The 12,156-nt window shown below is 62.3% G+C and carries 14 protein-coding genes; 10 read left to right on the forward strand and 4 right to left on the reverse strand.

The features are described from left to right. Window positions 1–120 precede the first annotated feature (120 nt). The gene (locus tag REH34_RS13100; RefSeq protein WP_311971848.1) at window positions 121–912 is read right to left on the reverse strand and encodes a helix-turn-helix transcriptional regulator; all 792 of its coding nucleotides are present in this window, start codon (window positions 910–912) and stop codon (window positions 121–123) included. An 86-nt stretch (window positions 913–998) separates the two neighbouring features. Here REH34_RS13100 and REH34_RS13105 point away from each other — a divergent pair, with 86 nt between their 5' ends. The 10 genes from REH34_RS13105 to REH34_RS13150 all read left to right on the forward strand — a co-directional run bounded on the left by REH34_RS13105 (window position 999) and on the right by REH34_RS13150 (window position 8,618). Next, window positions 999–2,027 (forward strand): bile acid:sodium symporter family protein, encoded by a 1,029-nt coding sequence (locus REH34_RS13105; RefSeq protein WP_226505631.1) that lies wholly within the window; start codon window positions 999–1,001, stop codon window positions 2,025–2,027. Between the two features lie 117 nt (window positions 2,028–2,144). After that, window positions 2,145–2,981, forward strand: a complete 837-nt coding sequence (locus REH34_RS13110; RefSeq protein WP_311971849.1) for an AraC family transcriptional regulator — start codon at window positions 2,145–2,147, stop codon at window positions 2,979–2,981. Between the two features lie 53 nt (window positions 2,982–3,034). Further along, window positions 3,035–3,634 carry a LysE family translocator gene (locus REH34_RS13115; RefSeq protein ID WP_311971850.1) on the forward strand — a complete coding sequence of 200 codons (600 nt, stop codon included), beginning with the start codon at window positions 3,035–3,037 and terminating at the stop codon, window positions 3,632–3,634. An 80-nt stretch (window positions 3,635–3,714) separates the two neighbouring features. Next, window positions 3,715–4,020 carry a MazG-like family protein gene (locus REH34_RS13120; protein WP_226505628.1) on the forward strand — a complete coding sequence of 102 codons (306 nt, stop codon included), beginning with the start codon at window positions 3,715–3,717 and terminating at the stop codon, window positions 4,018–4,020. Further along, window positions 4,017–4,772: a methyltransferase domain-containing protein gene (locus REH34_RS13125; RefSeq protein ID WP_311971851.1), complete on the forward strand. Its 756-nt coding sequence runs from the start codon at window positions 4,017–4,019 to the stop codon at window positions 4,770–4,772. Before REH34_RS13120 ends, REH34_RS13125 begins: the two co-directional genes overlap by 4 nt. A 13-nt stretch (window positions 4,773–4,785) precedes the next feature. Further along, window positions 4,786–5,400 carry a DUF4136 domain-containing protein gene (locus tag REH34_RS13130; protein ID WP_311971852.1) on the forward strand — a complete coding sequence of 205 codons (615 nt, stop codon included), beginning with the start codon at window positions 4,786–4,788 and terminating at the stop codon, window positions 5,398–5,400. 17 nt (window positions 5,401–5,417) lie between these two features. Further along, window positions 5,418–5,978 carry a DUF4136 domain-containing protein gene (locus REH34_RS13135; RefSeq protein ID WP_311971853.1) on the forward strand — a complete coding sequence of 187 codons (561 nt, stop codon included), beginning with the start codon at window positions 5,418–5,420 and terminating at the stop codon, window positions 5,976–5,978. 161 nt (window positions 5,979–6,139) lie between these two features. Continuing rightward, window positions 6,140–6,610, forward strand: coding sequence for an A24 family peptidase (locus REH34_RS13140; protein ID WP_226505624.1), 471 nt, complete (start codon window positions 6,140–6,142; stop codon window positions 6,608–6,610). Window positions 6,611–6,817: 207 nt separating this feature from the next. Then, window positions 6,818–7,111, forward strand: a complete 294-nt coding sequence (locus REH34_RS13145) for a hypothetical protein (protein ID WP_226505623.1) — start codon at window positions 6,818–6,820, stop codon at window positions 7,109–7,111. Window positions 7,112–7,280: 169 nt separating this feature from the next. Beyond that, a complete protein-coding gene (locus REH34_RS13150; RefSeq protein ID WP_311971854.1) occupies window positions 7,281–8,618 on the forward strand; it encodes an MATE family efflux transporter in 1,338 nt (445 codons plus the stop codon). A 138-nt stretch (window positions 8,619–8,756) separates the two neighbouring features. Here REH34_RS13150 and REH34_RS13155 read toward each other — a convergent pair whose 3' ends face one another. The 3 genes from REH34_RS13155 to REH34_RS13165 all read right to left on the reverse strand — a co-directional run bounded on the left by REH34_RS13155 (window position 8,757) and on the right by REH34_RS13165 (window position 12,042). After that, a complete protein-coding gene (locus tag REH34_RS13155) occupies window positions 8,757–9,620 on the reverse strand; it encodes an alpha/beta hydrolase (protein WP_311971855.1) in 864 nt (287 codons plus the stop codon). Between the two features lie 4 nt (window positions 9,621–9,624). Further along, entirely contained in the window at window positions 9,625–11,538 is a 1,914-nt protein-coding gene (speA, locus tag REH34_RS13160) for an arginine decarboxylase (RefSeq protein ID WP_311971856.1), read from the reverse strand. 132 nt (window positions 11,539–11,670) lie between these two features. Next, window positions 11,671–12,042, reverse strand: a complete 372-nt coding sequence (locus REH34_RS13165) for a translation initiation factor Sui1 (RefSeq protein WP_311971857.1) — start codon at window positions 12,040–12,042, stop codon at window positions 11,671–11,673. Window positions 12,043–12,156 lie beyond the last annotated feature (114 nt).

Consider the following 12,156-nt stretch of genomic DNA (forward strand, 5'->3'; position numbering starts at 1 on the left):
GGCCAAACACGCGAAATGCTCTCGATTGACGAGCCATCCTCTCACAGCCCGACAAGGATTCCGACCTTGCCGTGATTACAGAATGCAAAGCCTCGGCCAATTTCGCCAGAAATCTGCGACTCAGGGCTTGAACAACTCGCCCGGGGTCGCCCCGAACAGCCCTTTGAACGCTGCGATAAAGGCCGAAGTTGACTCATATCCACTGGACAACGCCGCGCGGGTAACGTTTCCGCCTTCCTCTAGAACATTGAGCGACGACAGCAGACGCATACGCTGACGCCAGGCCCGAAAACTCAAGCCGGTTTCCTTCTGGAACCAGCGCATCAAGGTTTTTTCCGAGGTACCCATGTGCGCAGCCCATTCGCCCAGAGTCAAGGCGTTGTCGGGTTGCTCGATCAACTGATTGCACACCGACAGCAGACGGGGGTGCTGCGGCAAAGGCACCGAAAACTGGACTTCAGGCAGCCCCGCCAGTTGATCCAGAAGCACCGCCACCAAGCGCGATTCAGCCGTATCGCCTTGTGGATATTCGACTGGCAGCTCGCAGAAAGCCTTGATCATCTCTCGGGCCAGCGGCGTGACTTCCAGCACCCGACAGCGCGATGGAGCCCAGCGGGAGTGCTCGATACCGACATACAAGCTGCGCATTTCGGCACGGGTCGACGTGGTAACTTCATGCTCCAGACCGCCCGGGATCCACACACCCCATTGGGGGGGCGCATAAAAACTGCCTTCGTCGGTATGGACGCCCAACACGCCACTGATAGCGTAGGAAAACTGCACCCAGGCATGTCGATGCCGGGGCGTCCAGGAGCCAGCCCGCAGGCTTTCGGCGCGGGCGTAGAGGGGGCGAGGCAAGCGGCTGAGGGCGGGGACGCTGCGCGCTTCACCAAGATGTCCGTTAGTCGGCATCGATTGGCCTTATGTCGCAAGACGGCGGAAGTTGTGCCACGTTATCCTCGCTCTACCTTAATTACAAATCCGTTTCAGGTCTTGTCATGCATATTTTCCGTCATTTCAAACGCGTGGTAACCGACTGGTTCCTTTGCGGCATGTTGCTCGCCACCCTGCTGGCTTACTTGTTCCCGAGCTTCGGCAGTAAGGGCGGAGGCATGCACGCCGAGGTAGTGATCAATATCGGCGTGTTCCTGGTGTTCTTCCTGCACGGCGTCAACCTGTCCAGCGAACAGATCGGCCATGGCCTCAAGAACTGGCGCCTGCACATCATGGTGCAGGGCTTCACCTTCGTGGTGTTTCCATTGTTGTGGCTGCTGTGCAAGGTCACCCTGGGCACGCAGATCCCGGCCCTGCTGATGCTCGGCTTCCTCTACCTGTGCGCGCTGCCGTCGACTATTTCGTCTTCGGTGGCCTTGACCGGCAGCGCAGGCGGCAATGTGCCCGCAGCGATTCTCAATGCCAGCGCGTCCAGCGTCCTGGGTATTTTCATCACGCCGTGGCTGGTGAGCCTGGTGCTCGGCTCTGGCGCCGGGGGGATCGACCTGGGTTCTACGCTGATCGACCTTTGCGCCATGCTGCTGTTGCCGCTGGTCCTCGGGCAGTTGGTACGGCCGCTGTTCGGCAAGTTCTTTGCCCGCCACAAGCGCTACACCAACATCATCGACAAAGTGGTCATCCTGCTGCTGGTCTACTCGGCGTTCTGCGGCTCGATGACCTCAGGGATGTGGCACCAACAAGGCACCTCGGTGATTCTCACCGCCTTCGTTGGCGTGGCCATTCTGCTGGCGTTGATCCTGACGCTCACGACCCGTACCGCCAAGCTGCTCAAATTCAAGCATGCCGATGAAGTGGCAGCGGTGTTCTGCGCGAGCAAGAAATCACTGGCAGCCGGTGCGCCCATGGCCGCGCTGATTTTCGGCAACAACCCCGGGCTGGGTCTGATTCTGCTGCCGATCATGATCTACCACCCGCTGCAGTTGATCGTCTGCTCGATCATGGCGGAAAACTACTCGAACCGGCTGAAGTCCGGCGTGCTGAGTGGTGATGAAGAGGCCACCAGCCCGGCGTGAGGGCGACTGACCAGATGGCGCCTGCCATCTGGTCGCAGCGGCTTGCACAAAACTTCTAGACTGGCGCACCGTATCCTTCGATAACTACCTTCCCGTCACAACCGCTGCCATGAACCCATGAACGCACACAACTGGATCGATCTCAGCCAGGACCGGAGCACCGGGATCGAGACCCTGCGCGCGCATTTCAAGGGCCATGCCTACGACCCACACTGGCACGACAGCTATCTGGTGGGCTTTACCGAGCAAGGCGTGCAGCAGTTTCATTGCCGACGGCAGAAGCACGCCAGCACGCCCGGGCAGATATTCCTGCTGGAACCAGGAGATATCCACGATGGAGATGCGCCCACCGAGGAAGGCTTCACCTATCGAATGCTTTACCTTGAGCCGCACTGGATCGAGCGCGAGCTGAGCCAGTTGTTCGAAGATGCCCCCGCGCAACAGGTGCTGGCCTTCGCGCAAAACCTCACCCGTGATTCGCGCCTGAGCCAGGCCATCGCCGACGCCTTCGCTGCACTGCACAGCCAAGAGCTGCTGATCGTGCGGCAAAGTGCGCTCGATCGGCTGCTGGAACAGTTGACCGGCCATCTCCATTGGCGCAAGCGGCACAATCCTGACCCGCGTCTGCCACTCGTGGCCTTGCGCGCCCGGGATTATCTGCAGGCCAATGTGCATCAGGACGTCGGACTGGACGAGCTGGCGCAGGCCTGCAACGTCGACCGCTTTCGCCTGACCCGCGCGTTCAAGGCCGCTTTCGGCCTCCCGCCCCATGCCTACCTGGTACAACTGCGCCTGGCCAAGGCACGTCGGCAATTGGCCAACGGCGACTTCCCGGCGCAAGTAGCCAGCGACCTCGGCTTTGCCGATCAAAGCCATCTGGGCCGCTGGTTCGTGCGCGCCTATGGCATCAGCCCGGCGGCCTACCGCAAACGCTGCTCAAACCTTCCAGACTGACCCCCTTGGCCAAGGCACCATGACGTTTCTACACGCCACAGAGCCTGACTGCCATGCCCTCCACCCTGCTGCCGTTTCTGCTGTTCGCCTTCGTGTCCTCGATCACTCCAGGGCCAACCAATATCCTGGTCCTGAGCAACGCCGCCCGTTACGGCCTGCTGGCCTCACTGCCGAGCGTGCTGGGCGCCTGCGGTGGCGCCGCGCTGCTGGTCCTGGCCGTGGGCACGGGCCTGGGCGAATCGTTGCTCAAAGTCCCGGGCGTGCATCTGGGAATGACCGCCGTCGGCCTGCTCTGGCTGACCTGGCTGGCCTGGAAGATCTACGCCAGCCCCGCCGAGGCCCTGAGCGCCAAGGATTCCCCGCGCAAGTTCGGGCTGGTCGATGCCGCCAGCCTGCAATTGGTCAATCCAAAGACCTGGATGATGGCGCTGGCGGTCATCAGCGTGTTCACCACCAGCACCACTGACCAGGGCCGCGAAGTGGCGTGGCTGTCGCTGACGTTTTTCCTGGTGGCGATGCCTTGCATGGGCAGCTGGGCATTGCTTGGTGCCGGCTCCACGCGCTGGCTGAAATCACCCGCTGCGCTAGGCCGTTTGAACAAGATTCTGGCGGTGGTGCTGTTGATTTCGGCGTGGAGCAGCCTGCTCGCATAAATTCGCCATGAAGGCTGAACGAGCCCGCTTGATTCGGCGCCGTTTCCCCCTGAAGCTATGCACCTTCAGGAGCCCGCCCCATGAACCTCGTCGAACTTACCAAACGCCTGCATCGCATCCGCGACAATAACGACTGGCGTCAATTTCACAGCCCGAAAAACCTGGCCATGGCCGCCAGCGTCGAGATGGCCGAGCTGGTGGAAATCTTCCAATGGCTCAGCGAAGACCAGTCACGCAGCCTGCCCCCCGAGCAATTGGCCCATGCCGGCCAAGAGGTGGGCGATATCGTCCTCTATCTGTTGCTGCTGTGCAGCGAACTGGGGCTGGACATGGACGCGGTCGTGCGCAGCAAACTGGCCGACAGCGAACGGCGCTTCGCCCAATGAAAGACCGCCATTTCGATGAACTGGCCACCCGCTTCGCCGAGAAAATCTACGGCGGCGCCAAAGGCGCCATTCGCCTGGCCGTGCTCCAGGCCGACCTGAGCGAAGCGTTGCCCACCCGTCCGTTACGGGTGCTCGATATCGGTGCCGGCCTTGGCCACATGTCGCTGTGGCTGGCCCAGCAGGGGCACGCGGTCACCCTCGCCGAACCAGCGGCGCCAATGCTCGAAGGCGCACGCCAGCGCTTCGCCGAAGCCGGGCTCGAGGCGACGTTCATCCATGCGCCTTGGCAGGCGCTGCCCGGCTTGCTGGATGAGCGCTACGATCTGGTGATCTGCCACGCAGTGCTCGAGTGGCTGGCCGAACCCCATGCCATCCTGCCGGTGCTGCAGCACTTCACTGCGACCGGTGGCTGGCTGTCGCTGGCGTTCTACAACCGTGACGCGCTGGTCTATCGCAATCTGCTCAAGGGCCACTTTCGCAAGTTGCGCGGCGACAGCCTGGCCGGCATGAAACAAAGCCTGACCCCGCAAATGCCCCTGGACCCTCGCGAGCTGGCCACGCAACTCGCCAGCGCCTGGCAAGTCGAATCTTCCAGCGGCGTGCGGGTTTTTCACGATTACATGCCCAGAGACTTTCAAGACAAGGCGGCGCTCGCCGACTTGCTGGACATGGAACTGGCTCACCGCCGCCATCCGGCCTTCGCCGGGCTGGGGCGTTATCTGCACTGGATCTGTCGGCCACTGGCCAATTGACGGGAGAACCCTGATGCCGCGCCGTTTCGCTGTCGCATTGTTGTGCCTGGGCCTGGCCGCTTGCCAGAGCCCCAACCCGTATATCGCCAGCTCCAATCCCTTGCCGCCCGCGCCACCGCAGGCTGCGCAAACCTTCGATGCCAGTGCCTACCCGGCAGCGCCACGCGACTACGGGCGCTACCGCAATTGGGCCTGGGTCAACAATCAACTGCCGGTCGGCAGCAACCTGGCCGACCCGGCGCAGATTGCCGAGGCGGTCAGCAATGGCCTGGATCAACGCGGTCTGCGCCCGGCCCGCAGTGGTATCCCTGACCTGCGCGTGGCTGCAGACCTGCATGTCGAGCGCCGCCTGCAGCAAGTCACCGAGGATTACGGCTACGGCGGTGGCTACGGCCCAGGCTACGGTCCTCGCGGCCCCTATGGCTATGGCGCCTACGGGCCGCCGCCAGTTACACGCACATATGAAATCCAGGTACTCGTCGTCCGCATCCAGTTGTACGATGGCGCCAGTGGCCAACCCCTGTGGAGTGCCAGCGCCGAGACCGGCACCCAGGGCAGTGAGAGCCAGCGCGCCGACTCATTGCGCCAAGCCGTGGAAAAAGCCCTGATGGCCTATCCTCCCAGTTGAGTTCGTGGAGACACCCCATGTTCAGTCGTATTGCGTTATTGGCCTTTGCGCTACTGTTGACGGCCTGCCAGACCCAACAGGCCAACCTCGACTTCGACGCCAGCCGTGACTTCGGCGCTTATCGCAGCTGGGCGTGGAAAACCCCGGCGCTGCAATACCGTCCAGATGACCCGCGTATCAAAAGTGACCTCACCGAACAACGCATTCGTCAGTCGGTCAGCGACCAGCTCGAGCAGCGCGGGCTGCGCATGGCACAGCCTGGGGCCAAGACCGATGTGCTGGTGCAGGCGTATTACATCGTCGATACCCGTCAACAGCAGATCAGCACGCCTTACGGTGGACCATGGGGCGGCCCTTGGGGTGGGCCTTGGGGCGCAGGCTTCTATAACGAAACACGTACCGTCGACTACCGTGTCGCCACCTTGCAGGTCGACCTGCTGGACGCGCGCGACGGCAAGCTGGTGTGGCGCGGCAGCCGCGACAGCGTGCTCAGCGATGCGCCACAGGGCCCGGCGGAGCGCAGTGCCAGCATCGCCAAGAGTGTGGGCCTGATCATGTCCAACTATCCGCCACGCTGATAAAGCTGACCGCCACGGCAAGGATTTCAGTGGCGAGCTTGACCGGGACCGGTTTGCGTACTAAATCGATAAGGGGGGTGTTTGAAACACCCTCGGGCAAAGCCCGGTTTTTCGATCCAGAGCTTTCCGATCCAACGCTTGCCAGGGATGTGTATTACCCGATGCAAAGCCTCGTCTTGTTGATCTGGTTCACCCTGTGTGCTGAACAGGACATCCGTCTGCGGCAGATCGCCGATGGACTGACACTAGGAGGCGGCCTATGCGCACTCCTTTACCTGTTCACTACCGGCCATACCTGGATGGGCGCCAGCGTGCCTGAAGGAGCCTTCGCCCTGGCGCTGAGCATGGCCCTGACACTCCCCGCCCACCTCATGGGCCGCCTGGCCGCTGCGGATGTGAAACTGCTGGGCAGTCTGGCCCTGGCCACCGACGAATTGCACCTGATCGGCACTTTGGTCGGCGCTGGGGTCATCGCCGCCGCCTGGATGCTGGTCATGCCCAGGCTGTGGAAACTGTTCAACAAGAAGTGGCGCCTGCGCCTGGCCAATCTGGGTCCTGATGCGCAGACCACGCTGCCCGTGGCGCCATTTCTGCTGGCAGGATTTCTGGCTGCGCTCGCCTGGGTGCACTGAGCCCTGAGTACTGAGCACTGCGCCGCTCTACTGCAGGCGCAACGCTCGCTCGCGAAGAGGCCGGCCCTGCTTGCGAAAAATCATGAAGTCATCCCCAATGTATTTCGATAGTCCTTGCCCGCGCCCAGGGAACTCCGCATGGTGTCAGATGGCCCAAGGCTGAGATCCAGCGCATACTCCGGCACTTTCATCAGGACGACACTCTCAATGTATGTAGAAAGCTTTTTCGAATGGCTGGGCCAGGCATTCGGCGCAGTGATCAAATTCATCATCGATACCTTCGGCTGGTTCTTCAACATGCTCGGCCATGCCGGTGGCAACTTCGTCGACGGCCTGGCGCGCACGCTGGGGATGAACACTTCATTGATCAGCATCGCCGCGCTGATCGTCGGCCTGTTGTTGCTGTATTCGGCGGTCCGGGCATTCATGCGCGGCGCGATCATCAGCGGGATCATCTGGGCGGTACTGGGGCTGTGGTTGTTGAGCTGGATAGTGCATTGAAAACGCGATCGCCTGGGCTGACGCTTTCGCGGGCAGGCCTTGCTTGCACCGTGCAAGCAGCTCAGGGGTCGTGCGCCTGTGGGAGCACAGCTTGCTCGCGGAAGGGCAGGCTGGATTCATCTACAACCGCCTGACACACGGCTACAATGCGGGCCTGAAAGGAGCCTGCATGTCCCAATTACTCAACGACTGGCGCGATCGCCCGACCCACCGCCGGGTCTGGGCGCTGGCAGCGCCGATGATCCTGTCCAATCTTTCCGGCCCACTTGTCACCCTGGTCGATAGCACCGTGATCGGCCACCTGCCCCACGCCCATCAACTGGGCGCCGTGGCGGTGGGCGGCAGTCTGTACGGGCTGCTGGCGTGGTCGATGGGGTTCCTGCGCATGGGCGCTACCGGCTTTGCCGCTCAGGCCGCCGGGCGCAACGACGGCGGCAGGCTGCGCCAGGTCCTGGTGCAAGGCCTTCTGCTGGCGCTGTTGTTGACCGCCGTGCTGACCCTTTGTGCCGAGCCCTTCGTGCGCGTGTCGCTCGACTTGATGCATCCCTCGCCAGAGTTGCTGCAAAGCACCCTGGACTTTTTCTACACCCGGCTGTTCGGCTTGCCCGCCGCATTGGCGAGCTACGCGCTGGTGGGCTGGTTTCTCGGCACTCAAAACGCCCGCGCGCCGCTGATCATACTGCTGACCACCAACTGCCTGAACATCGTCCTCAACCTGTGGCTCGTACTGGGGCTCAACTGGGGGGTGGTGGGCAGCGCCCAGGCGTCGGTGATTTCCGAGTGGGTCGCGGTGTTCATCGGCCTGTGGCTCACCCGCCCGGCACTGCGGGCCTACCCAGGCCATATGGCCTGGGCAGCGTTGAAGCTATGGCGCAGCTGGCAGCCACTGCTGACCGTCAACCGCGATATCTTCATCCGCAGCATGGCACTGCAGGCGGTGTTCTACCTTATCACCGTGCAGGGCGCCCGCCTGGGCGATGCCACCGTGGCGGCCAACGCCTTGCTGCTCAACGGCCTGTTGCTCACCGCCCAGGCGCTGGATGGTTTGGCCCACGCCGTGGAGGCCCTGTGTGGCCACGCTATCGGTGCCCGTGATCGAGTGGCATTGAGACGTTCGATGGTGGTGGCCGGTGGCTGGTCATTATTGGCCAGCGTAGCGTTCGCGGCGTTCTTCCTGCTCGGTGGGCATCTGTTCATCGCCCTGCAGACTGACATCCTCGCCGTGCGCGAAACAGCCGATCACTATCTGGCCTATCTGGCCTTGTTGCCCCTGATAGCGGTGTGGAGCTATTTGCTGGACGGGCTGTTCATCGGCGCCACCCGCGCGCGGGAGATGCGCAACGGCATGGTCATCAGCCTGCTGCTGGTGTTGCCGGTCGGCTGGCTCACCCAAGGGCTGGGCAATCATGGGCTGTGGATCAGTTTTCTGCTGTTCATGGCGCTGCGGGCGATCACCCAGGGCATCATTGCCTGGCGTTTGCAGCAGCGGCACGCCTGGTTCGATTGATACCGACAACTGCCATCCCAGTGAAGACTCAGTACTTGGCCGCAACGACTGTATTGACCCGCGAAGACGCCCTCAGCACCAACGCCGGATCAGGAGATAGCGCAGGGCCCGCCGCTCGCGATGCTCGGTCCCACAGGGTCAAGCGCCTGGGGGTGCCATGACAAAACGAACCACTTCATCCGTGACCGGCGCCATCCAGGCCAGCGGCCAGGCGAAGGCGCCCACCAGGGTCATGTGATTGACCCGAGCGTAATAGCGCTCCTCCACCGACACGCCCTCGGCCCGCAGACGCTTGGCCAGGCCCGCGGTATTGCGCTGCGGATTGACGTAGCTGTCGGAATTGGCAGCGATCAACAACACAGGCGCAGCGTCGGCGCTGACATGATTGATCGGCTGAGAATCAGGCGGTGAATCCGGAAAGAAGAACACCGGCCTCACTTCAGGGTTTTCGATCGGCAAGAAGTCGTAAGGGCCGGCCAGGCCGATCCAGCCGCGCAGATCCGCCGGCCGCATGCCCACCGCCTGCAACCAGCGCCCATCGAGCGCCAGCATCGAGGCGTTGTAAGCGCCCGAGCTGTGCCCCATCAAGAACAAGCGTTGCGGGTTGCCGCCGTATTCGCCGATATGCTGATGAGTCCAGCCGACGGCCTGGGCGTTGTCTTCAAGAAAGGCGGGGTAACGCACCTGCGGGTACAGGCGATAGTCGGCGACCACCACGGTAATCCCCCGCTTGGCCAACGCACGCGCCACGTAGCGATACTGGCCACGAGCACCGCTGTTCCAGCTGCCACCGTAAAAGAACACCACCACGGGCCGTCCAGCGGCGGTCTGCAACGGCTGATAGACATCCAGGCGCTGGCGCGGATCACTGCCATAGGCAATGTCCGCCGTGCGGGTATAACCGCTCGATGGCGTGATGCTGTCCAGCAACTGTAGCCCCGAACAGCCACTCAGGGCCGCCATGAAGATTGCCATCATCGCGACCCCGAGTGCCTTGATCATCGACTTACGACGACAGATACGAAGAGCGCGTCAGGCCCAGGCGCAATGCGTCCAGATACAGAGTACGCTCGCGCGGGCTGATGCGCGCACTGGCCACCTTGTCGCGGTAGTGAGTCATCAACTCCTCGGGGGACAAATGCACATAGCGCAGCATGTCCTCGATGGTGTCGTGGGTCTCGATGCCTGCGTGGTAAACCTCGCCACTTGGTGTCTGATAGATGTTCACCGAGTCGGTGTCGCCGAACAGGTTGTGCATGTCACCGAGGATTTCCTGATAAGCGCCCACCAGGAAGATACCCAGCAGATAATCCTCACCCTCGTTGACCGCGTGCACCGGCAGGCTGGTCTCGATGCTCTGCTCGTCGACGTACTGCTTGATCTTGCCGTCGGAGTCGCACGTCAGGTCCTGCAGCACGGCGCGGCGCAGCGGTTCTTCGTCAAGGCGATGCAATGGCAGGATCGGCAACACCTGGCCGATGGCCCACGTATCGGGAAGGCTCTGGAACACCGAGAAGTTGCAGATGTACTTGTCGGCAAGCTTGTCGTTGAGTTCGTCGAGCACCTGGCGATGGGAGCGCTGGCGGGCCTTGAGTGAATTGTGCAGACGCCGGCAGACGGCGAAGTAGCACTGCTCGGCCAGGGCCTTTTGTGCCAGCGTGACCTTGCCGTCGGCGTACTGGGTGGCGATGTCACTGATGTAGTGAGTGGCGCGCCAGTAGTTCTCGGTGACCATCTCGATATCGGTCGGTCCCAGCAGGTCGACCAGCCATTGCAGCGTTTCCGGCAGGCTGGACTTGTCTTCGATTTGCGGGACGTCGTCGTTGTGGCGCTCGACGTCAGTCACTTGCACCACCAGCACGGCGTGGTGCGCGGTCAGCGAGCGTCCGCTTTCGGAGAAGATATGCGGATGCGGCATGCCCTGCGCATCGCAGAATTCCTTGAGCATGCCCACCACGACACCGGCGTAATCGTCCATGTCGTAGTTGATCGAGCTGGCATTGCGCGAGTGGGTACCGTCGTAGTCGACACCCAGGCCGCCACCGACGTCGATGTGATCGACCGGCAGGCCCAGCGAGCGCAGTTCGCCATAGTAACGGATGGCTTCCTTGAAGCCGTGCTGGTAGTCCGCCAGGTTGGCGATCTGCGAGCCCATGTGGAAGTGCAGCAGGCGAATGCCTTGATCGAGGTCGGCAGCGCGGAAACGCTCGACCACCGACAGCAACTGCGCGGCCGACAAGCCGAACTTGGACTTTTCACCACCGGTGTCCGCCCACTTGCTCGACGCCAGGGACGACAGTCGCACACGCAGGCCGACCTGCGGCTTGACCTTGAGTTCGGCAGCCTCCTCGATCACCAGCGCAACTTCGGATTCCTTCTCGATCACGATGAAAACGTTGTGCCCCAGCTTCTGGCCGATCAGCGCCAGGCGGATGAACTCGCGGTCCTTGTAACCGTTGCAGACGATGGTCCCGCCCTTGGGCGCCAACGCCAGCACCGCCAGCAGCTCTGGCTTGGAACCGGCCTCGAGGCCGATCGACACGTTCTGGGTGGCAATGATGTTTTCGACCACTGCCTCCTGCTGGTTGACCTTGATCGGGTACAGCGCGGTGTATTGCGACTGGTACTCGAGACGCGCGATATTGGCATCGAACGCGCCCGTCAACTGGCGCACGCGGTCTTGCAGGATGTCGGGGAAGCGCACCAGCAACGGCAGCGACAGACCGCTTTTACGCAACTCCTCGACCTGCTCGTAGAGGTCGATGGGCGCGCTGTTCGGCCCGTTGGGGCGTACTTCGACACGGCCGTTCTCGCTGATGGCGAAATAGCCCGCGCCCCAATGGCGGATCCCGTAAACACTGCGGCTGTCGGCCACGGTCCATTGGCTGCCATCGTCTTTGCGTGTGCGTCGTACGGACATCTAGGTCCCCTGTGAGAAGTCGAATATCACTGCCCGGCCCGCGGGCCGCTCAGTGTAGAAAATAAAGATGACGATTGTTGACGTGTGGCAGGGTAGACCCTGGCCGTGCCGTCAAGTTTAGAAAGTACGGCCTCAGCCGCCTGACTTCTTCGCCTTGAAACCCAGCTTGATCAGCTCGGCCAACAGCAACTCGACATGCTCGCCCTGGATCTCGATCACCCCATCCTTGAGTGCCCCGCCGGTGCCGCAGCGACGCTTGAGTGTCGTCGCCAGCTCCTTGAGAGCGTCTGGCGCCAAGGGCACACCCGTTATGGTGGTCACCGTCTTGCCGCCACGGCCTTTGCTTTCACGGCGCACACGGGCAATGCCATCCCCTTCCGGGATGGCGGTCTGCTTGCAGGTGCAGGCGTCGACGGGCTGGCGACAGTCGGGGCAATGCCGGCCACTGTCGGTGGAAAACACCAGGCCGCCGAGCGCGGCGAAGGATGAAGCTTTCTTGGCCAAAATGACCCCTCTGCTGAGGTGAACCATGGCGCGCTAGTGTAACGGCAAATGTCGGCGCTGCTAAGTGCAGTGATGCGCCATCGTTGGGGCAAAATGCGACTTGGTCACACCAGG

The sequence above is a fragment of the Pseudomonas baltica genome (genome assembly GCF_031880315.1).
In the GTDB taxonomy this organism is placed as follows: domain Bacteria; phylum Pseudomonadota; class Gammaproteobacteria; order Pseudomonadales; family Pseudomonadaceae; genus Aquipseudomonas.

Excerpts from the sequence above, each read along its gene's own strand:
- REH34_RS13100 (WP_311971848.1), bottom strand. The coding sequence starts at position 912 with ATGCCGACTAACGGACATCTTGGTGAAGCGCGCAGCGTCCCCGCCCTC.
- REH34_RS13105 (WP_226505631.1), top strand. The coding sequence starts at position 999 with ATGCATATTTTCCGTCATTTCAAACGCGTGGTAACCGACTGGTTCCTT.
- REH34_RS13110 (WP_311971849.1), top strand. The coding sequence starts at position 2,145 with ATGAACGCACACAACTGGATCGATCTCAGCCAGGACCGGAGCACCGGG.
- REH34_RS13115 (WP_311971850.1), top strand. The coding sequence starts at position 3,035 with ATGCCCTCCACCCTGCTGCCGTTTCTGCTGTTCGCCTTCGTGTCCTCG.
- REH34_RS13120 (WP_226505628.1), top strand. The coding sequence starts at position 3,715 with ATGAACCTCGTCGAACTTACCAAACGCCTGCATCGCATCCGCGACAAT.
- REH34_RS13125 (WP_311971851.1), top strand. The coding sequence starts at position 4,017 with ATGAAAGACCGCCATTTCGATGAACTGGCCACCCGCTTCGCCGAGAAA.
- REH34_RS13130 (WP_311971852.1), top strand. The coding sequence starts at position 4,786 with ATGCCGCGCCGTTTCGCTGTCGCATTGTTGTGCCTGGGCCTGGCCGCT.
- REH34_RS13135 (WP_311971853.1), top strand. The coding sequence starts at position 5,418 with ATGTTCAGTCGTATTGCGTTATTGGCCTTTGCGCTACTGTTGACGGCC.
- REH34_RS13140 (WP_226505624.1), top strand. The coding sequence starts at position 6,140 with ATGCAAAGCCTCGTCTTGTTGATCTGGTTCACCCTGTGTGCTGAACAG.
- REH34_RS13145 (WP_226505623.1), top strand. The coding sequence starts at position 6,818 with ATGTATGTAGAAAGCTTTTTCGAATGGCTGGGCCAGGCATTCGGCGCA.
- REH34_RS13150 (WP_311971854.1), top strand. The coding sequence starts at position 7,281 with ATGTCCCAATTACTCAACGACTGGCGCGATCGCCCGACCCACCGCCGG.
- REH34_RS13155 (WP_311971855.1), bottom strand. The coding sequence starts at position 9,620 with ATGATCAAGGCACTCGGGGTCGCGATGATGGCAATCTTCATGGCGGCC.
- speA (WP_311971856.1), bottom strand. The coding sequence starts at position 11,538 with ATGTCCGTACGACGCACACGCAAAGACGATGGCAGCCAATGGACCGTG.